The organism is Bacteroides celer, assembly GCF_002632415.2.
Lineage (GTDB): Bacteria > Bacteroidota > Bacteroidia > Bacteroidales > Bacteroidaceae > Bacteroides.
The window spans coordinates 4611838-4630419 of record NZ_CP178209.1 but is presented as its reverse complement, the minus strand read 5'-3'; the positions used below and the strand labels follow the sequence as shown (position 1 = coordinate 4630419).

Below are 18582 nucleotides of genomic sequence, written 5' to 3'. Positions count from 1 at the left end.
TTTTCATAAAATGAACCATTCTTTTAAAGAATGGTTTTTATTGTTATATCCTTTCACGCACTTTTATATCAGTCTTTCATATCAAGAAAAGCAACAATTGTATTATTGCCTTTCACCTTTTCACCCTTTTCTATTGCTATACTAGTACCCAATGGCAAAAACAGATCAACTCTTGATCCAAATTTAATAAATCCTAAATCCTCCCCTTGCACAGTCTCTTTACCTATATTAGCATAACAAACAATCCTTCGTGCTATTATACCAGCAATCTGTTTAACCAAAACAGATTTCCCTTCTGGTGTTTCAATTACTGTAGAGTGATGCTCATTAAATTCTGAAGCTTTAGGATAATATGCAATAAAATACCGACCAGGATGATACTTACTATATTTAATAACCCCACTTATAGGATAACGATTAACATGAACATTAAGCATTGACATAAAAATAGATACTTTTATACACTTTACATTCAAGTACTCATTCTCAAATACTTCCTCCAACGCGACTATTTTACCATCAGCTGGAGCATACACAACATTATTATTAACAGGAACTTTTCTTTTAGGATTTCTAAAAAAATAAGACATAAAAGAAAAAATGGAACATCCAATAATGGTTAAAGTCATAAGCGTCCACTAAAAAACGCAAAGAGTTCTTTGAAATGATTGAATATTAGTCTTATACAACGATTATTCGAGCGAACGGACTTGATTCTATTACTTTGCATTCTTAATTGAATAGCATATGTTTCAAGATAAATACGTTTTCGCTCAACTGACTGCATTTCTCAACAGAAGTAAGTTTAATCGAATCGTAGCAAAATACGATGGAGATAAGTATGTGAAGTTCTTTACTTGTTGGAATCAACTCCTAACATTGATGTTTGGTCAACTTTGTAATCGGGAGAGTCTACGTGACTTAATAGTTGCAATAGAGGCACATGCCAATAAGACATATCATCTGGGACTTGGTCGTAATGTAACTAAAAGTAATCTTGCAAAAGCTAATCAGAATAGAGACTACAGAATCTTTGAAGATTTTGCTTATTATCTCGTCGATGAAGCACGTAAGAAACGTGCAGTTAATATCTTCAGACTTGATGGTAACGTATATGCCTTTGATTCCACGACAATAGATTTATGCTTAAATGTATTTTGGTGGGCAAAGTTCCGCAGACATAAAGGCGGCATTAAAATGCATACTCTTTATGATGTGGAAACTCAGATTCCAGCATTCTTTCATATCACAGATGCAAGAGTTCATGATTCAAAGGCGATGGATGTAATCCCCTATGAAGTAGGCTCATACTACATCTTTGATCGTGGACATAATGACTTTAAGCGTTTATTCAAAATAGAAACAATTGAGTCATATTTTGTTATCAGAGCCAAAAAGAATCTGAAATACAAAACGATCCAATGGAAGCGTCGTATGCCAAAGAATGTATTATCCGATGCTAGAATAGAGTTAATTGGGTACTACCCCAAAAAGCATTATCCTAATAAACTGAGGCTTGTACGTTATTGGGATGATGAACAGAAACGAGAGTTCATGTTCTTAACCAATGCCATGCATTTAACCTCTATTCAGGTTGCAGAACTTTATAAAAATAGGTGGCAAGTTGAACTGTTTTTCAAATGGCTTAAGCAACACCTAAAGATTAAAAAATTCTGGGGAACAACCCAGAATGCAGTTCGAATTCAGATATATTCTGCTATTTGTGCATATTGTCTAGTTGCTATTGTACAGCATGATATGAAACTAGAAAGAAGTACTTACGAGGTACTGCAGATTTTAAGTATTTCACTTACTGACAAAACCAATTTGACAAATCTCTTTGATAAGGCTAAATTCAAAAATGACAAAGATCGATGCGGTTCAAGTGAACCAAATTTATTTAATTTTTAATCGTCCACATTTTTAGTGGACACTAATGATAAACCATATAAAGAAAAAAAACATGAACGAATTATTTTCTGTAAAAGACAAAGTTGTTGTAATTACCGGCGGAGCCGGAATCTTAGGTAAAGGTATTGCTGCTTATTTGGCTAAAGAAGGTGCAAAAGTTGTAATTCTGGATAGAAGTGCTGAAGCTGGCCAAGCTTTGGTTGATGGAATCAAGGCTGAAGGTAATGAAGCGATGTTTTTATATACCGATGTAATGGATAAGGAAGTGTTGGAAGGTAATAAAGTAGACATTATGAAAGCTTATGGTCGTATTGACGTATTGCTGAATGCTGCCGGAGGTAATATGGCAGGAGCTACGATTGCTCCTGATAAAACATTCTTTGATCTGCAAATCGATGCTTTCAAAAAAGTTGTTGACTTGAATTTATTTGGTACTGTGCTACCTACTATGGTATTTGCTGAAATAATGGTGGAACAAAAGAAAGGTGCGATTGTAAACTTCTGCTCAGAGTCAGCTCTTCGTCCGTTGACTCGTGTAGTGGGTTACGGTGCTGCAAAAGCTGCTATCGCTAACTTTACTAAATATATGGCAGGCGAATTGGCTTTGAAATTCGGTAATGGATTGCGTGTGAATGCTATTGCTCCAGGATTCTTCTTGACTGATCAAAATCGTGCTTTATTGACAAACCCTGATGGTTCGCTAACTGATCGCTCTAAAACGATTTTGGCGCATACCCCATTCAACCGTTTCGGTGAACCCGAAGATCTATATGGAACGATTCATTATCTGATCAGTGATGCTTCGAACTTTGTAACTGGTACGGTTGCTGTGATCGATGGCGGCTTCGACGCTTTCTCTATCTAATCTTATTCAACAATCATCATTCAAAAATTAGTATTATGTATTTATGTGAACAAACTTGGCGCTGGTATGGCCCTAATGATCCTGTAAGTTTATGGGATATCAAACAGGCAGGTGCTACCGGTATAGTGAATGCGCTTCATCATATCCCCAATGGAGAGGTGTGGACAGTAGAAGAAATCATGAAGCGGAAGCAAATGATTGAAGAAGTAGGACTTACTTGGTCGGTTGTTGAGAGTGTACCCGTACACGAACATATCAAGACTCAGACAGGTGATTTCATGAGATATATTGAAAATTATAAGGAAAGCATCTGTAATCTTGCTCAATGTGGCGTGATGGTGGTTACTTACAATTTTATGCCTGTGCTAGACTGGACCCGTACGGATCTTGCTTATACCATGCCTGATGGTTCAAAAGCTTTGCGATTTGAAAAAGCAGCTTTTGTTGCATTCGATCTTTTCATCTTGAAGCGCCCGAATGCTGAAAAAGACTACTCTTCGGAAGAAATAGCTAAAGCTAAAGCTCGTTTTGAGCAGATGAGTGAAGATGATAAGAAGTTGCTAGTTCGTAATATGATTGCAGGACTTCCAGGTTCTGAAGAGAGTTTTACTGTCGAACAATTCCAACAAGCACTTGATCGTTATAATGATATTGATGCGGAGAAACTTCGTTCAAATTTGATTTTCTTCTTGAAGGAAATAGCTCCTGTAGCTGATGAAGTTGGTGCGAAGCTGGTGATCCATCCTGATGATCCTCCTTATACGATTCTAGGTTTGCCACGTATTTTGAGTACTGAAGAAGACTTTAAGAAACTGATTGAAGCAGTTCCTAACGAATCTAATGGTCTTTGCTTATGCACTGGTTCGTTTGGTGTGCGTGCTGATAATGATTTAGCAGGTATGATGGAACGTTTTGGTGATCGCGTAAACTTTGTACACTTGCGTAGCACACAGCGTGATGAAGAAGGTAACTTCTTTGAAGCAAATCATTTGGAAGGAAACGTTGATATGTATAACGTAATGAAAAGCTTGATTCTTCTTCAACAACGTCGTAAATGTTCAATAGCTATGCGTCCGGATCATGGACACCAGATGATTGACGATTTGAAAAAGAAAACGAATCCTGGATATTCTTGTTTAGGTCGTCTTCGTGGACTGGCAGAATTGCGTGGATTGGAAGTAGGAATCGCTAAGTCTATTCTTTAATCGATATTTCATATTTCTGTTATTAATAATGAAAGACGCTACGGCTATGATTGAATACAATTATAGTGGTAGTGTCTTTTAAAATAACCCCGTATGTGTATCGACTACTTTTTCTTTTTTGGGTTCGGGAATGAGTTGCAAAGCTATTTGTGCACAAGCTTCAGCATCAGCAAGTGCATGATGATGATTCGTTAAATCATATCCGCAACGAGCAGCTACAGTGTGTAACTGGTGATTGGGTAGTTGTTTTCCAAAGACCTTCCGAGAGGTACGGCATGTGCAGTAGAACTTGTACTCAGGATACGTCAATTGATAGACTTCGTGAACAGCTTTAAGACAACCTTCATCGAACGGGCTGTTGTGAGCCACTAAAGGAAGATCCTCAAGTAGAGGCTTTATTTCAGCCCATACCTTAGGAAAATCTTCAGCTTTTTCTGTATCCGTAGAGGTAAGCCCATGAACTGCTGTTGTCCATTGGGTATAGTAGTTTGGAAAAGGGCGAATCAGGCGATAGAGTTTGTTTATGATCTCTCCATTCTTTACGATGACTATTCCTACGCTACACACACTGGCGCGATTCCCATTAGCTGTCTCAAAGTCTATTGCTACAAAAATCTTCATTTATTCTTCAGTTGTTTTCAATATATCTTTCAGTAAATTAGGAATATCCTGTTCATTACATTTAATTTGCGATAAAGCTTGTTTCCCTTTAGGGGTTAAAGAGAAATACATTTGTCTTTTATCAACAACTCCCAACACTCGCTCTACTAATCCTTTGCTTTCTACCGATCTAATTACTTTAGAAGTGTTTGAGGTAGTAAGTCCTAGCGATTCGGCTAGTTCACCAGAAGAAAGTCTTTCTGTTTTCGACAGCGTACAAAGTAGCATCCCTTCATTTAAACATAAGTTATGTGCTTTCTCAAATTCAAGTTCAAAAGCAGCTACTGCACGATAAATATCTCTTATTTTACATAATGTTTCCATATTGTCTTTTTCTTTGTTTGATAGCTTATTCCCGACAGACTATAACTAATCTGTCGGGACTGGCAAATCCAATTGCCATGCAAAAGTAGATATAATTAGTAATGAAACAAATTTCCTCAGGAAACTGTTTCGTCCATTAGCTATTCTTAACTCCTATTTTATCGAGAATCATTTCAAGAGGGCAGAATCCGGTGAATGATGATTGCACAAGGTTGAGTCCAACAAATAGAGGTAGGAAAAGCCACCCATTAGATACAAAATAACTAAGCGTTATACCAATAAGTACTAATGTGCCAGCTACAAGGCGAATGATATATTCTTTTTTCATAATTAAAGAAATTTAGAGTATTGTTCTACATCAAGAATAAAAGCATGAACCGGGTATGGATTCCGAGTTTCATCATTACATTTATCTATGCTTTGGATAACATTGCGAGCAATGTCTTCCGGTGCAAAGCTGAACAGCAAGATCGAGTTCGTTTTAGCTTTTGGTGAATCTGAACCGAACCAGTTGAGTGCCACGTGCTCTTTGCTCTTTTTGAATCCGGTCATAGACATCACGCTGAAACGGTTTACACCTGCTTCATGGAGTAGTTTGGATACTCGCTCCTGATACTCGGTGATACTTAAAACGACGATTAATTTCATAATTATTTTACTTTATTCTTTAACATCTTAAAATATAATAAAGGCACTACTACTAGAGTAAGCATGGTAGAAGTTAGGGTTCCTCCCATTAAAGAGATGGCTAGTCCTTGGAAAATAGGATCGAACAACATAACTATGGCTCCAAGTACTACACCTCCGGCTGTAAGAATGATAGGAGTAGTACGTACAGCTCCGGCTTCGATAACAGCTTGCTTCAATGGAATGCCGTCTTTCAAACGTATATCAATGAAGTCAATTAATAACACCGAATTTCGTACCATTATACCTGCTAGCGCAATAAAACCGATCATAGAAGGAGCACTAAAATAAGCCCCCATAACCCAGTGACCTAGAACAATTCCAATGAGAGACAGAGGAATGGCAGCTAGCTGCACAAGGGGAGTGATAAAGTTTTGGAACCAACCTACAATGAGCATATAAATGATGATCAAAACAAATAGGAATGCTAAACCAAGGTCACGAAATACCTCGTAAGTGATTTTCCATTCACCATCCCACTTGATTGAAAAATTGTCTTCCTTCTCTGGTTGTGCACTATATTCTTCGTTGAGCGTATATCCTTCGGGCAACTTAATTTTAGCTAGTTGTTTAGAAGCATCCATCATAGCATAAACAGGACTTTCAAGTTCACCTGCTACTTCAGCTAGCACATAAACAACTCGTTTCTGATTTTTCCGATAGATACTTTTGGCTTTCTCTCCTTCTTTAACATTTACTAAGTTGCCTATCTGTGTAGTCGTTCCACGAGGACTGACTACATTGAGACTCATCACTTCGTTGATGTTCGATTTTTGTTCTTCTGGAAGCTGGAGCATTATGCCCACTTGATTGACAGTTGATGGCTGGTGGAGGACACCTACAGGTAGCCCTGATAAAGCACCACGCATATTTTGCACAATCTGTCCACTAGGGATGCCTTGCTTCATGGCTTTGTCTTTATCTACCTCAAACTTATATTCGGTTTGATTACTTTCAACCGTCCAATCAACATCTACTACATTATCTGTTTTGGACAGAATTGCTTTAACCTTTTCACCAATTTCAATCTGCTTGTTGTAATCAGGACCATAAATCTCTGCTACCACTGTTGACATAACCGGAGGACCGGGAGGAACTTCTACAACTTTCACATTCGCTCCATATCTTTTCCCGATTTTTTGCAAACTGGCGCGCATAGCTCTAGCTATGTCATGACTTTGTTCGCTACGTTCTCCTTTATCAATCAGATTCACTTGTATATCGGCAACATTATCACCTCGGCGTAAGTCATAGTGACGAACCAACCCATTAAAACTGATAGGAGCAGATGTGCCGACATAAATCTGATAGTTTGTCACCATGTTTTGCTGGCTGATGTAGGCACCTAACTCTTGAGTGACGGCTGATGTACGCTCTAAGGTTGTACCTTCGGGCATGTCGACTACTACCTGGAACTCATTTTTATTATCAAACGGAAGCATCTTTACAGGCACTGATTTTGTATAGAATAAAACTAACGAACCTAATAAAATTACTGTCAATCCTATCATGAAACTCCAGCGTTTTTTCCGACTTTCAAGGAAAGGAGTTGTGATGGCTGAGTATACTTTATATATACGGGTCTTATGTATGTCAGAATTGTCTTCATCCACCTTTGCTTCTTCATTCTCATCACTATCGTTTTTCCCTTTGTGTCGTAAAAACAAATACCCAAAATAAGGAGTAAGAGTCAGTGCTAGCAGTAAAGAGAAGATCATAGCTATAGATGATCCAATGGGCATCGGACTCATATAAGGCCCCATCATTCCAGATACGAACGCCATTGGTAATACCGCAGCAATAACTGTTAATGTGGCCAATATGGTTGGATTTCCCACTTCATTGATAGCATAGAGTGCAGCTTGCATCGGCGGAAGTTTCTTCATTTTGAAGTGTCGGTACATGTTTTCTGCAATGATAATCGAATCGTCGGTTACAATACCAGTAACAAAGACTAATGCAAACAGTGTGATGCGGTTTAGCGTGTAACCAAGAAAGTAGTAGGCGAAGAGAGTCAGTGCAAAGGTGATAGGTACGGAAAGGAAAACGACTAAACCGCCGCGCCATCCCATGGCCGCCATAACAAAGAGGGTTACGATGAGAATGGCAATCGTGAGGTGCCAAAGTAATTCTGAAACCTTGTGTGAAGCTGTAAGACCATAATTTCTAGTGACCTCAACATTAAGATCATTGGTGATCAGATCTTTTTTTAAATGATCTACTCTATTGATTAGAATGTCGGCAAGTTTCATGGCATCTGCCCCCTTCTTCTTGGCAATAGAAACAGTAACAGCAGCATATTCGTCAGGATTCTTTCCGTATTCTTTTGGACTGGCAGCCCCATATCCAAAGGATACGTAAGTGTCTGGTAACTTTGGACCGTCATCTACAGTAGCAACTTGATATAGGTATACAGGTTGTCCATTATTTGTTCCTACAATCGTGTTTTTAACTTCTTCTACATTGGCGAAGAAATTACCCGTTTGTACAGAATATACAGCATCACCCGTAATGATGTTACCACTTTCCATCTGTGCGTTATTAGCTGATAAAGACTGAGAGATGATTCCGAAATCAATCTTACTTTCAGCCATCTTGTCTTTGTCGAGCCATACATTCACTTGGCGATTTTGTCCTCCTATAATTTTGACCTGAGCCACATCTGGCGTTTTCTTGAGTTCGTTAGCCAATACTTCTGCCACTTGTCTAATTTGGTAACTTCCCATCTTGTCACTCCATAAAGTGAACGAAAGAACAGGTACGTCATCTATGGAGCGCGATTTCACTAAAGGCATCGTTACTCCTTGAGGCATCTGATCCATATTTTTCATTAGTTCGTTGTATAACTTAACTAACGAACGTTCTACATCTTCTCCAACATAGAATTGAACGGTTAGCATAGCCATGCCATTCATGGATGTAGAATACACATCTTCTACTCCTTTAATATTAGAGACGATCTTTTCGATAGGTTGCACAACTGTACTTTCCATTTCACTGGGGCTTGCTCCAGGATATCCAATCATAATATCCGCCATCGGCACCTCTATTTGAGGCTCTTCTTCGCGTGGAATATAGTAGATACTGAATACACCGAGCAGCATAAAAGCAATCATCAGCAGAATACTCAGCTTTGATTTGATAAATGCTTTTGCTATTTTTCCTGATATTCCTTGTTCCATAATCGTGCAATTAGTTTAGTAGGGTTATTTTCATTCCATTGTGCAACTTACTGTCGGTTTGGCGAATGACTCTATCTTCTGCATTCAGGCCTGAAAGCACTTCAACTTGTGTGCCTACTTCTTTACCTAGTCTTACCCATCGCAGCATAGCATCATTATCGGGTGTGGCAACATAGACGCCCGTCAGTTGATCACGTTTTACGATCGAAGAAGTGTTCACCCAAATGCTTTTCACTCCTTTGCCATTTGTTTTGCCCGGAATGAAAATACTTGCATACATGCCTGAACGAAGATTTTCTTTTTCTTTTGGGTCTATGGCAATCCTTATTCCATACTGTCCGCCGTTTAGAGCCGAAGATGAACTCAGTTCACTCACTTTTCCGTTCATTTGTTTGCCAAGCGATTTGATTTCAACTTTAACAGAATCTCCTACTTTTATTTCCGAAACATAGTTTTCTGGCACTGATGCTTTGATGTCAAGTTCTCCTAATTGATCAATGTTTAGCAAAGGCATACCCGGGTTTGCTGTACTTCCTTCATCAATCATTCGTTGGGTGACTGTGCCTGAAAATGGTGCTCGAATATTAGTGTAAGTTAGCATTGCGTTGACCTCATTCAATGTTTGTCTGGCCATTTGGAGCTTTGCTTTAATTGACGTTTGGTTAAGTTCCATATTTTCCAGCTCTTTATCAGATACACTATTTTGAGAATGGAGTGTTTTATAGCGTTCATAATCTCTTCGTGCATTTTTGAAAGCTGCTTCTGCTTCAGTAACCATAGCTTCTGCTTGTGCTTTCTTTGCTTTTAGGTCGTCACTATTGATCACCATTAACAATTGGCCTTTTTTTACAGGATCACCCTGTTTTACATATATTTTGTCTACAAATCCCATCATGCGTGTACTAATCATAGCGGTTTGTTTGGCAGAAGCCATCCCACTAATGAATATGCCATTATCTTGTACAACAGTTGGTAAATAGGTTTCCACGCGAACAGAGCTGACTGTCGTATTTTTGCTTTCTCCCGATGAACAAGCAGAGAAAGTAGCGGCTATGGTAATGCCTAGTAACAGAGTTTTAATGTTTGTTGTCATAGCGATTTTATCTTATTTGATTGAAGTGAGTAACTCTTGATAATATATTGTGATGTTGTATGACATCACAGTTTGTGCAAGCAGTAATTTCTGCTGAGAAAGTTGGGCTTGCGCAGATAGTAGATCGGTGGTGCTGATTAAGCCTGCTTGGTAGCGGTTATTAATTATACGTAGTGCTTCAGCAGCTTGGTCAACGCTAGTCTGTTGTTTACGAATCTCAAAATTCAAGTCTTGAAGATCACGAGCGGTTTTGTTCATTTCTAAACGGCTTTTATCCATATACTGGTCGAGTTCTAGTTTCATCCTAGTACGTTGGAAATTAGCCGAACGGAATTTACTTCGATTTTGATTACCCGAGAAAATGGTCCAACTTAGACTGATTCCTGCTATATAAGAATCTTCTTTGAAACGGAAGATTTTGGCATCATTAAATTGATAGCTCCCAAAAGCATTTATCTTTGGAAGGAAATTCATTATTGAAGATTTAACCATGGCATTAGATGCCTCCCACGCTTTTCTTAAAGCAAGTACGTCTGCCCGTAAGGGAGAAAATACAGGATAAAGATCAGTGGACTGTTCTTTCTGAGTTAGAGAATCTGTTAGAAAGGGTTTGCCATTTTGGTTTTGCTCAATGCTCATTAATAACTTTAATCCGTCAGAAGCATTGGATATATTACTTTTGGCTTTATTTAATGCACTCTCAACGGTGTTGACTTGAACCAGGGCATTTAGAACGTCCGACTTTTGAACCAATCCTTGTTGATAGAAATTCTGTACAGACTGATAGATTTGCTTTACGTCTGATAAGGTGGACTCTAATACATTGCGCGCTTGATAGGCAAACTGAAGTTGGGTATAAGCTTTTTGTATTTCAAAAACAATATAGTCTTTAGTGTACTGAGCCTTATACTTATAAACCTCCTCTTGAAGTTTGGCACCCTTACGAGCATATATTTGGTCGAAGTTGAATATTGGCATTCGGATGTCGACACTTGCACCATAATTTTGACTGGCTCCCGGATTGTTTAATCTAGCCGGATCAAAATCCTGAGCAGTAACACTGCTTTGTTGGAGTAAAAATCCAAAAGCGTTCAGCGGATTGTTAGTTGTAACGGCTTGATAGCCTACTGATAATTGAGGCAAAAATATGGCATCTGTCTGATGAAAATTAGCATTGGCAATTTTGCGTTCAAGATCTGCCATCCGTATGTTCTTGTTGTTCTGAATAGCCATTTCTACTGCTTTAGTCATAGGCAAATAGGTACTTGTTTGCGCTTTGAGGGAGAACGAGGCAGTCAGAACACCAACAATCGTAATCAGCATTTTATGTTTAAGATTCATTTTAGTAGACTTTGTTTTTATGTTTATTTTCAAAGATTTCACTCGTTTTTATTTATTTTCAAGAAAATGTTTTTATGGAAAATAATAGGGTAAAAACAAGTCTATTTCTTGAGTAATACTTCCTCGATAGCCCGTTTAAATTCTGCCTTAGGCATTGCTCCAGTAGCCATTTGGGGTGCTCCGCTCATCGGAACAAACAAGAGAGAAGGAATGGAACGGATACCAAAAGCAGCAGATAAATCTTGTTCTTCTTCAGTATCTATCTTATAAATGTAGATTTCATCACTATATTCTTCAGCTAGTTCTTCCAAAATAGGAGCAATCATTTTACAGGGTCCACACCAGTTTGCATAAAAGTCTACAATAGCAGGCTTATCACCTAGATATTTCCATTCAGTAGGATTGGTTTCAAAATTCGCTACTCTTTTTAGAAATTCGTCTTTAGTTAAATGAATTGTTTTCATATGCTTATGAGTTTAATATTAATGGTTTAATTATTTGTTTTTCCCGGGTTTATAGGACTCTATAACATCCTTGTAAACTTGTTTTTGATTGTTGTTGGTTGAACAGCCTGATGCTCCGCAGCAGGAGATATTAAAGATTGCTTGTATCAGGAATAAACCCGTAAACAAGAAAAAGAAATAATCTCTTGAAAGGATTGCATATGCTCCAAAGCCAACTGCTGCAAATAGGCGAAGGACACGAGGGAGATCCCAATTTTTTAATTTACTATTCATTTTTTTGAGTCTTTTTGAAATATGTTTAATAATAATCCGCCTATCATGCCTCCCCAAATTGAGCTATAAATAGGTGAGGAAGTAATTGGGCAAGTTCCACTTGAACAACCCACAAATTTCCAATATAGATAACCTCCTAATACACCAAGCACTATGCCCAATAAGGTAAGCCCATGTTTTTTTAATAGAATCTCTTTCATTTCATTATTCAGTTTATTCAATTCTTATTTGGATAGAACTATTTTCCATTAGAAAACAAATGAAAAGCGCAAATTGTTTTTGAAAAAATAAAATTCCACTGGAAAATATTTTAGATATAGCTTTGATTAATATGTAATATGTTGTATATCAATGAATAATTATTTTCATTTTTATTGTTATATTCATAGGGTATTTCTGTTTTGAATGATCTTATAAATAGAAACGGTATGATTTATGAACCAATAAAACTTAAGTAAGATGAAAAAGTCTGTAATACTTTTAGTCGGGTGGCTATTCACTATGCTATGGTTAGTAAATAGTGTAATGTGCGCTCAGGATGCGGGTGATTATTTAACCATCGTGGGAATGGTGAAAGATAGTCATAATAAGAAGTCATTAGAGAATGTAAATGTATCAGTTCAGGGTACTAATGTGGGAACGGTGACCAATGCTGAAGGTAAATTCACATTGCGGGTGAATAAGAAAGAAGTAAACCGGGGTTTGAATATCACGCATGTGGGTTATATGAATAATCATGTATCGGTGGAAAAGGATACACTGGCTAAATTGACCATATGGATGGTTCCGTATACTAACCGTTTGAATGAAGTGGTGGTATACGCTAATAATCCGCGCATAATAATAGAAAAAGCGTTAGAGAAGATTCCAGAGAATTATAGTGTAAACAGAAATAGACTTACCGGGTTCTATCGGGAAACAGTGCAAAAGGGACGTCGATACATTAGTGTTGCTGAGGCAGTTCTTGATGTTTCAAAAACCGCTTATACCGATCGGACAACCTATTCGGATAAGTTGCAAGTGCTTAAAGGTCGTAGGTTACTCAGTCAGAAAGCGAGCGATACTCTTGCTGTGAAGGTGATGGGAGGACCAAATATCTCTATATTAATAGATGTAGTAAAAAATAAGGAGACCCTACTTGATGAAGAACTGAATAATTATGAGTTTGCAATGGATGAATCAGTCCTAATTGATAACCAGATGCAATATGTGATCAATTTCCGTCCTAGGCTTCTTTTACCTTATGCATTGTTTTATGGGAAAATATATATTTCTCGAGATCATCTAGCATTTACTCGTATAGAAATGAATTTGGATATGGAAAATAAATCGAAAGCGATCGCAGCTATTCTTCACCAAAAACCGATTGGGTTAAGATTTAAACCTCAAGAACTTTCTTTCTTGGTCACATATAAAACTGTTGGTGGAAAGGTTTATCTGAACTATATCCGCAATGATATTCGTTTCAAATGTGATTGGAAGCGGAAACTCTTTTCAACAAGTTATGTGGTCACTTCTGAAATGGTGGTGACAGACCGTAACGAAAATCCATCAGACAATATTCCTAGGAATAAGATTTTTACTTCCAATCAGATATTCTATGACAAGGTCGGAAATTACTGGAATCAAGATTTTTGGGGGAATTATAATATTATAGCTCCTACAGAGTCTTTGGAACATGCTGTAGATAAATTGAAGAAGCAATCGAACTAAATATTGAATTGTTTCCTTATATTTGGGAGTAATTATAAACTGACAAATGTATGTTGAATGAACTGCTTATACCGGCAAAAATAAGAGCAGGTGATATCAAAGCGTTTGAAGAGCTATTTTACTATTATTATTCTCCACTTTGTTGGTATGCTGCAAGTATTACTGGGCGTATGGAGGTGGCTGAAGAAATAGTTGAAGAGTTGTTTTACGTACTTTGGAGAGATCGGGAACAATTGCATATTTTTCAATCATTGAGAAGTTATCTGTATAGAGCGACTCGCAATCAATCTCTTCAATTCTGTGAACATGAAGAGATTAAGGATAGGCATAGGGAGGCTGTACTTTCTGGTGCCAATGCTCAAGTGAGCGAAACGACTGATGCACAGCAGCAAATGGAGTACGAAGAATTGCAGCATCTGATAAATCAAACGCTAGATCAATTGCCTGAACGAAGAAAGCAGATTTTTAAAATGCATCGCAGCCAAGGATTGAAATATGCAGAAATTGCTGAGTTACTCTCGCTCTCCGTTAAAACGGTAGAAGCGGAAATGACTAAAGCATTACGGACTTTAAAAAAGGGGATAGAAAATTATATTCAAATGAGATGATGGAAACTGATAGAAATAAAATTAAAACCGAGAAAGCTTGGAAACGACTATATAGCCGATTAGATAATGATCAACTAATACCTAAGGTTCAACCGAAGCAAGAGTCTTTGCTCTGGCTGAAGTACGGTGCTGTTGCAGCATTGGTTGTGTTTGTCTTTGGATCAGTTTGGCTCTTTCGTGGAAAAACTGATGGCAGGCAATTACCTCATTTGATAACCCAAGAGAATCAAGAAACGCCAACTTTGGTTAAAACGTTGGAGGATGGTTCTGTGGTCTTTCTAACCAAAGAAACTTCGATTCACTATCCTGAACACTTTATAGCCTCTAAACGGGAGGTTCGTTTAGAAGGAGACGCTTTTTTTGATGTCGCAAAGAATGCTAATCAACCCTTTTTGATTGATACCAAGCAAGTGAAAATTGAAGTGCTGGGGACTTCATTTAGTGTGAGGAGTCTAGAGAATTCCCCTTTCCGTTTATCTGTGCATCGGGGAATTGTGCGTGTGACGTTGAAGCAGGGTAATCAAGTTTGTGAGGTACGAGCGGGTGAAACTGTAGAGCTAAATCAACAAAAAATCAGGTTTACTACTCAAAAAACTACAGAAAGTTTGAACCGTTATTTGAGTCATGTTTGTTTTAAAGATGAGGCCTTAAGTGATGTGGTGAGAGTGATGAATATGAGTTCGGATAGTTTGAAACTAGGGATAGCGTCTCCAGCGCTTGCGAATCGGAAGCTTACCGTTGAGTTTTCTGATGAACCTATGCAGTCTGTGGCTACTCTCATTGCTTATGCGCTAAATTTGAAATCTATACGACAAGGAAATTTATTGTTACTGACAGATTGATACCATAAGAAGAATGAAATCGTTCTATCGCTATATCATTTTTTTGTTTCTCCTCTTTATCGTGCAAGATGTGTTAGGGGCAGATGGGGGAGATGTGCTAGATCGCAAGGTCGATCTGCCTAAAATGAAAGGAACGGTTTATTCTTTATTGAGTAATATCTCTCAGCAAACAGGCTATCTGTTTATTTATGATAGTAAAGTTGTTCAGAATGATTTGGTGGTGAGATTAAGGAAAGGTGAACGAACTGTTCGTCAAGCGATCTGCGAAATTGTAGGTGAAGATGAAATTGATCTTAAAGTGATAGGTAATCATATCTTAATAACATCTATCGCTGTTGATCATAAACCAGAAGGACCTTTGCTCGTGCCACCTCTAACAATCACACTGACAGGGATCTTGTTAGATAAAGAGACGGAAATGCCTGTTAGTTCTGCTTCGGTGTCTGTTCGTGGCAGATCATTGGGTGTTATTACTAACCAAGAGGGAGAATTCAGGCTGACTCTACCCGATTCGATTCAAACAGATTCAATTGTTTTTTCTCATATTGGATATGTATCGCAAAGTCTAGAAGCATCTTACCTATCTGGTCGACATAATATGATAAGTCTGGAACCCAAGATCATTTCTTTGCAGGAGGTTTTGATACAATGGATGGACCCTTCTAAGGTTTTAAGAGAAGTGGAACGTAAAAGAGATCAGAATTATTCTCATTCACCTGTTTATCTGACCACTTTTTATCGGGAGGGTGTTCTGCTCAAAGACAAACTTCAGAATCTTTCTGAAGCAGTCTTTAAGGTTTATAAATCGGCTGCGCATGCGTTCATTCCCGATCAAGTGAAATTATTAAAAAAGAGTCGTATTAGTAATGTTGAAGTCAAAGATAGTCTGCTTGTAAAAGTTAAATCAGGGATTGATGCTTGTTTTTTATTGGATATCATGAAAGACATGCCTTCATTCTTGCTGCCTGATGAAGTTGATAATGGATACCTTTATACTTTTCAGGGAATTACATTTATTGATGATCGTCGCGTCAATGAGATTCACTTTGAGCCCCGGAAGGAAATTGGTAGTAGTAGCTCGCTTTATCGCGGTGAGTTATATATTGATGCAGAAACCAGCGCTGTGTTAGAAGCTCGTTTTGAAGTCGATCCTATACGATTAAAGAGAAATGGTGATATGTTTGTTGAACGTCATTCGAAGGGCATTCGCATGATTCCAGAGAAAGTGACTTATGTTATCTCATATAAACGTTGGCAAGATACATATTACATTCATCATATTAGGGGAGATCTTTTCTTTAAAGTGAGACGCAAACATTTTTTTTCAACTAGCTCGCAGATGAATATTTGGTTTGAGATGATAACCTGTAGGGTAGATACTGAACAAGTTGTTCCCTTTCCTCGATCAGAACGATTACAAACTCGGTCTATCTTTTCGGATATGAATTTTAAATATGATGAAGATTTCTGGAAAGATTTAAATGTGATTCCATTGGAAGAAGGACTAAGTAAGTTAATTGAAAAAATCTCTTTAAAGATTGAACAGATTGGTTCTTGATTTATTTGGCAGTGCGATTAGATTATTCTAATTTTGCATTTGATTTAAAATAATGTATATGATGGAGTTACCTAAAGATCCGATGATGCTATTTAGTGTTATCAATATGAAGTTACGCGATTGTTATTCTTCGCTCGATGAGCTTTGTGAAGAGATGAGTGTAAGCAAGGAAGATATAGTGAATCAGTTGAAAACTGTTGGTTTTGAATATAGTGCGGAGCATAATAAATTCTGGTGATTGAATCTTGAATTTGATCTTAGAGCTAACAAAGCACCTTTATGACCTTAATGAGGCATAAAGGTGGTAACTACTCAGGTATAAAGTCATATTGATACTTCTCACTGTTCAAGAACAGCAAGAATAGCCTTGTATTTAGAATTTCCGTTTTTCTTAGCGGTTTCAGCAACGGAGTGGACGTTCATAAAAGTGTTAGCCCCTTTTTCTGTACGAAAACATCCGCTGACTTTTTGCTTTACCTTTATTTTTCGAATACCTCTTTCGCTGGCATTATTATCATAAGGAACATCTGGGTTTTGCAGGAAGGTAAAAAGATAATCCTTACATTTGAAGAGACCATTTTTGAACTTCTGGAAATCCTCATGCAGATGTGCTACGCTTTCATTTAGCAATCGGTCCAATCTGTCTTTTATAGTGGTTATTGGTATTACTTCAAAGCTTGTAGTCTTACGGATGTGTATCGCCTCTCTAAGAAGTGTACTCACTTTTTTAGACCAGTTCTGCTTAGGGTCAAGTTCAGTAAGGTATTGAATGTTCCTTAACAGATGTGCAATGCATACCTGATGATTCTTTACTTCCATATTGAAATAGCTACCATGTCTATCTGTGACTAATACAGCATTGGGCAATCCATCAGGAAAACGGTTGTTTATAGCCTTCATTCCTCTGGACTTGTCTTGGTATACATAGGTTAACTGATCCGTTTGGAATATCCATGCCCAATTAAGTGCACTATTGACATATAGTCCCGTTTCATCAGCGCCAACAACTGTGGATTCGGCTATGCGCCTGCGAATTTGGTCACAAACAGTTTTTGATTTAGTCCCTATTTTAGTAAGCATGTTCCGCACTGTACCTTGACTAATAGACAAAGAGAAAATTTCTTTGAGTATTTCACAGATACGTTCAAATGAAACACATTGAACATGGCTAAGAAAAGACACCAGAGACTGAATAGTCTTGCCGTATGAAATCCGTTTACTACATTCTTTGGGGAGCGGGCATTTATTAATGTGGCCGCAAGAACAAGTCACATCAAAAGAGCGATGTTCTTTTACTTGGGGACGGGGTAAAGGTATATCAACCACTTGGGAGACTCCGCTACAAATAGACTCAGCCCCAGTCAAAGAACTGCCGCAACATTCACAATAGTCAGATTTATGTTCTTCGATAAAATCAGGAGAAGTGCTCGTTTCTAAAGTAGAGCCGGGATGACCAAATTGACCACCGTTCTTACGGTCTGACTTCTTGCGCAAAGACTGTGTCCGACGGAGGACTTTGGCAGGAAGCGATTCTTGGGAAGGAGGAATACTACTATTATGACTATCCTTATCAGGTCCTTCATATTTGGATAAACGTTTCTTTAATACATGAATCTCTTTATCCTTCTGATCAATAATACGATAAAGACGGCTAATATCAGCACCTTGCTCAGATATAGTTTGCTCCATCGAAGAGAATTTCTCGTTCATCTCCGATAAGAACTTAGATATGTCTGTTACCTGCTCAATCATTGAATGCAAAAGTAATATGTAGGGGATAATAGAGAAAGGGGATTGGCATAAAGTTATCAGATACATTTCAACAGGTAAGAGAGTTTGGATTACTTTTTCAATTT

20 protein-coding genes are annotated in these 18582 nt (G+C 37.9%); 8 read left to right on the top strand and 12 right to left on the bottom strand.

All coding sequences use genetic code 11. From position 1 onward, the window contains the following. Positions 1–68: 68 nt before the first annotated feature. Complete coding sequence (locus tag CJF29_RS18960; RefSeq protein WP_081352778.1) at positions 69–629, bottom strand: phosphatidylserine decarboxylase family protein; 561 nt, start codon at positions 627–629, stop codon at positions 69–71. A 118-nt stretch (positions 630–747) separates the two neighbouring features. On the opposite strand from CJF29_RS18960, the gene CJF29_RS18955 reads away from it, so the two are divergent. Genes CJF29_RS18955 through uxuA form a run of 3 tightly spaced genes read left to right on the top strand, consistent with a single transcriptional unit; the run spans position 748 to position 3981 of the window. Further along, positions 748–1911, top strand: a complete 1164-nt coding sequence (locus CJF29_RS18955) for an IS4 family transposase (RefSeq protein ID WP_099147671.1) — start codon at positions 748–750, stop codon at positions 1909–1911. 52 nt (positions 1912–1963) lie between these two features. Next, the gene (locus tag CJF29_RS18950; protein ID WP_074560266.1) at positions 1964–2776 is read left to right on the top strand and encodes an SDR family oxidoreductase; all 813 of its coding nucleotides are present in this window, start codon (positions 1964–1966) and stop codon (positions 2774–2776) included. A 35-nt stretch (positions 2777–2811) separates the two neighbouring features. Then, positions 2812–3981, top strand: coding sequence for a mannonate dehydratase (gene uxuA / locus CJF29_RS18945; RefSeq protein WP_099147562.1), 1170 nt, complete (start codon positions 2812–2814; stop codon positions 3979–3981). Positions 3982–4059: 78 nt separating this feature from the next. Here uxuA and CJF29_RS18940 read toward each other — a convergent pair whose 3' ends face one another. The 10 genes from CJF29_RS18940 to CJF29_RS18895 form a co-directional block, all read right to left on the bottom strand. After that, entirely contained in the window at positions 4060–4602 is a 543-nt protein-coding gene (locus tag CJF29_RS18940) for a 3'-5' exonuclease (RefSeq protein WP_099147561.1), read from the bottom strand. Continuing rightward, entirely contained in the window at positions 4603–4965 is a 363-nt protein-coding gene (locus CJF29_RS18935; protein ID WP_074560258.1) for a winged helix DNA-binding protein, read from the bottom strand. Positions 4966–5101: 136 nt separating this feature from the next. Continuing rightward, positions 5102–5293: a DUF2892 domain-containing protein gene (locus CJF29_RS18930; RefSeq protein WP_074560256.1), complete on the bottom strand. Its 192-nt coding sequence runs from the start codon at positions 5291–5293 to the stop codon at positions 5102–5104. Positions 5294–5295: 2 nt separating this feature from the next. Then, positions 5296–5613, bottom strand: coding sequence for a P-II family nitrogen regulator (locus tag CJF29_RS18925; RefSeq protein ID WP_074560253.1), 318 nt, complete (start codon positions 5611–5613; stop codon positions 5296–5298). 2 nt (positions 5614–5615) lie between these two features. Then, positions 5616–8834 carry an efflux RND transporter permease subunit gene (locus tag CJF29_RS18920; RefSeq protein WP_099147560.1) on the bottom strand — a complete coding sequence of 1073 codons (3219 nt, stop codon included), beginning with the start codon at positions 8832–8834 and terminating at the stop codon, positions 5616–5618. 10 nt (positions 8835–8844) lie between these two features. Then, positions 8845–9927, bottom strand: a complete 1083-nt coding sequence (locus CJF29_RS18915; protein WP_099147559.1) for an efflux RND transporter periplasmic adaptor subunit — start codon at positions 9925–9927, stop codon at positions 8845–8847. A 12-nt stretch (positions 9928–9939) separates the two neighbouring features. Continuing rightward, positions 9940–11268, bottom strand: a complete 1329-nt coding sequence (locus CJF29_RS18910; protein ID WP_413544507.1) for a TolC family protein — start codon at positions 11266–11268, stop codon at positions 9940–9942. Positions 11269–11369: 101 nt separating this feature from the next. Continuing rightward, positions 11370–11732 carry a thioredoxin gene (gene trxA / locus CJF29_RS18905; RefSeq protein WP_099147558.1) on the bottom strand — a complete coding sequence of 121 codons (363 nt, stop codon included), beginning with the start codon at positions 11730–11732 and terminating at the stop codon, positions 11370–11372. Between the two features lie 30 nt (positions 11733–11762). After that, entirely contained in the window at positions 11763–12005 is a 243-nt protein-coding gene (locus CJF29_RS18900) for a hypothetical protein (protein WP_074560242.1), read from the bottom strand. Continuing rightward, on the bottom strand, positions 12002–12205 hold the full coding sequence (locus CJF29_RS18895) for a DUF6132 family protein (protein WP_099147557.1): 204 nt from the start codon (positions 12203–12205) through the stop codon (positions 12002–12004). The genes CJF29_RS18900 and CJF29_RS18895 overlap by 4 nt, the downstream gene beginning before the upstream one ends. A 259-nt stretch (positions 12206–12464) precedes the next feature. Here CJF29_RS18895 and CJF29_RS18890 point away from each other — a divergent pair, with 259 nt between their 5' ends. The 5 genes from CJF29_RS18890 to CJF29_RS18870 all read left to right on the top strand — a co-directional run bounded on the left by CJF29_RS18890 (position 12465) and on the right by CJF29_RS18870 (position 16964). Further along, positions 12465–13718, top strand: a complete 1254-nt coding sequence (locus tag CJF29_RS18890; RefSeq protein WP_099147556.1) for a carboxypeptidase-like regulatory domain-containing protein — start codon at positions 12465–12467, stop codon at positions 13716–13718. Between the two features lie 50 nt (positions 13719–13768). Next, positions 13769–14326, top strand: a complete 558-nt coding sequence (locus CJF29_RS18885) for an RNA polymerase sigma-70 factor (protein ID WP_099147555.1) — start codon at positions 13769–13771, stop codon at positions 14324–14326. Continuing rightward, entirely contained in the window at positions 14323–15168 is an 846-nt protein-coding gene (locus CJF29_RS18880; protein WP_099147554.1) for a FecR family protein, read from the top strand. Before CJF29_RS18885 ends, CJF29_RS18880 begins: the two co-directional genes overlap by 4 nt. 13 nt (positions 15169–15181) lie before the next feature. Continuing rightward, the gene (locus CJF29_RS18875) at positions 15182–16726 is read left to right on the top strand and encodes a carboxypeptidase-like regulatory domain-containing protein (protein WP_099147553.1); all 1545 of its coding nucleotides are present in this window, start codon (positions 15182–15184) and stop codon (positions 16724–16726) included. Positions 16727–16787: 61 nt separating this feature from the next. Then, on the top strand, positions 16788–16964 hold the full coding sequence (locus CJF29_RS18870; protein WP_074560268.1) for a DUF4250 domain-containing protein: 177 nt from the start codon (positions 16788–16790) through the stop codon (positions 16962–16964). Positions 16965–17065: 101 nt separating this feature from the next. Here the strand turns inward: CJF29_RS18870 and tnpC are convergent, their stop codons facing one another. Beyond that, on the bottom strand, positions 17066–18478 hold the full coding sequence (gene tnpC, locus CJF29_RS18865; protein ID WP_370788090.1) for an IS66 family transposase: 1413 nt from the start codon (positions 18476–18478) through the stop codon (positions 17066–17068). Positions 18479–18582 lie beyond the last annotated feature (104 nt).

Coding starts and splice junctions, on each gene's coding strand:
- CJF29_RS18960 (WP_081352778.1), bottom strand. CDS start 629: ATGACTTTAACCATTATTGGATGTTCCATTTTTTCTTTTATGTCTTAT.
- CJF29_RS18955 (WP_099147671.1), top strand. CDS start 748: ATGTTTCAAGATAAATACGTTTTCGCTCAACTGACTGCATTTCTCAAC.
- CJF29_RS18950 (WP_074560266.1), top strand. CDS start 1,964: ATGAACGAATTATTTTCTGTAAAAGACAAAGTTGTTGTAATTACCGGC.
- uxuA (WP_099147562.1), top strand. CDS start 2,812: ATGTATTTATGTGAACAAACTTGGCGCTGGTATGGCCCTAATGATCCT.
- CJF29_RS18940 (WP_099147561.1), bottom strand. CDS start 4,602: ATGAAGATTTTTGTAGCAATAGACTTTGAGACAGCTAATGGGAATCGC.
- CJF29_RS18935 (WP_074560258.1), bottom strand. CDS start 4,965: ATGGAAACATTATGTAAAATAAGAGATATTTATCGTGCAGTAGCTGCT.
- CJF29_RS18930 (WP_074560256.1), bottom strand. CDS start 5,293: ATGAAAAAAGAATATATCATTCGCCTTGTAGCTGGCACATTAGTACTT.
- CJF29_RS18925 (WP_074560253.1), bottom strand. CDS start 5,613: ATGAAATTAATCGTCGTTTTAAGTATCACCGAGTATCAGGAGCGAGTA.
- CJF29_RS18920 (WP_099147560.1), bottom strand. CDS start 8,834: ATGGAACAAGGAATATCAGGAAAAATAGCAAAAGCATTTATCAAATCA.
- CJF29_RS18915 (WP_099147559.1), bottom strand. CDS start 9,927: ATGACAACAAACATTAAAACTCTGTTACTAGGCATTACCATAGCCGCT.
- CJF29_RS18910 (WP_413544507.1), bottom strand. CDS start 11,268: ATGAATCTTAAACATAAAATGCTGATTACGATTGTTGGTGTTCTGACT.
- trxA (WP_099147558.1), bottom strand. CDS start 11,732: ATGAAAACAATTCATTTAACTAAAGACGAATTTCTAAAAAGAGTAGCG.
- CJF29_RS18900 (WP_074560242.1), bottom strand. CDS start 12,005: ATGAATAGTAAATTAAAAAATTGGGATCTCCCTCGTGTCCTTCGCCTA.
- CJF29_RS18895 (WP_099147557.1), bottom strand. CDS start 12,205: ATGAAAGAGATTCTATTAAAAAAACATGGGCTTACCTTATTGGGCATA.
- CJF29_RS18890 (WP_099147556.1), top strand. CDS start 12,465: ATGAAAAAGTCTGTAATACTTTTAGTCGGGTGGCTATTCACTATGCTA.
- CJF29_RS18885 (WP_099147555.1), top strand. CDS start 13,769: ATGTTGAATGAACTGCTTATACCGGCAAAAATAAGAGCAGGTGATATC.
- CJF29_RS18880 (WP_099147554.1), top strand. CDS start 14,323: ATGATGGAAACTGATAGAAATAAAATTAAAACCGAGAAAGCTTGGAAA.
- CJF29_RS18875 (WP_099147553.1), top strand. CDS start 15,182: ATGAAATCGTTCTATCGCTATATCATTTTTTTGTTTCTCCTCTTTATC.
- CJF29_RS18870 (WP_074560268.1), top strand. CDS start 16,788: ATGGAGTTACCTAAAGATCCGATGATGCTATTTAGTGTTATCAATATG.
- tnpC (WP_370788090.1), bottom strand. CDS start 18,478: ATGATTGAGCAGGTAACAGACATATCTAAGTTCTTATCGGAGATGAAC.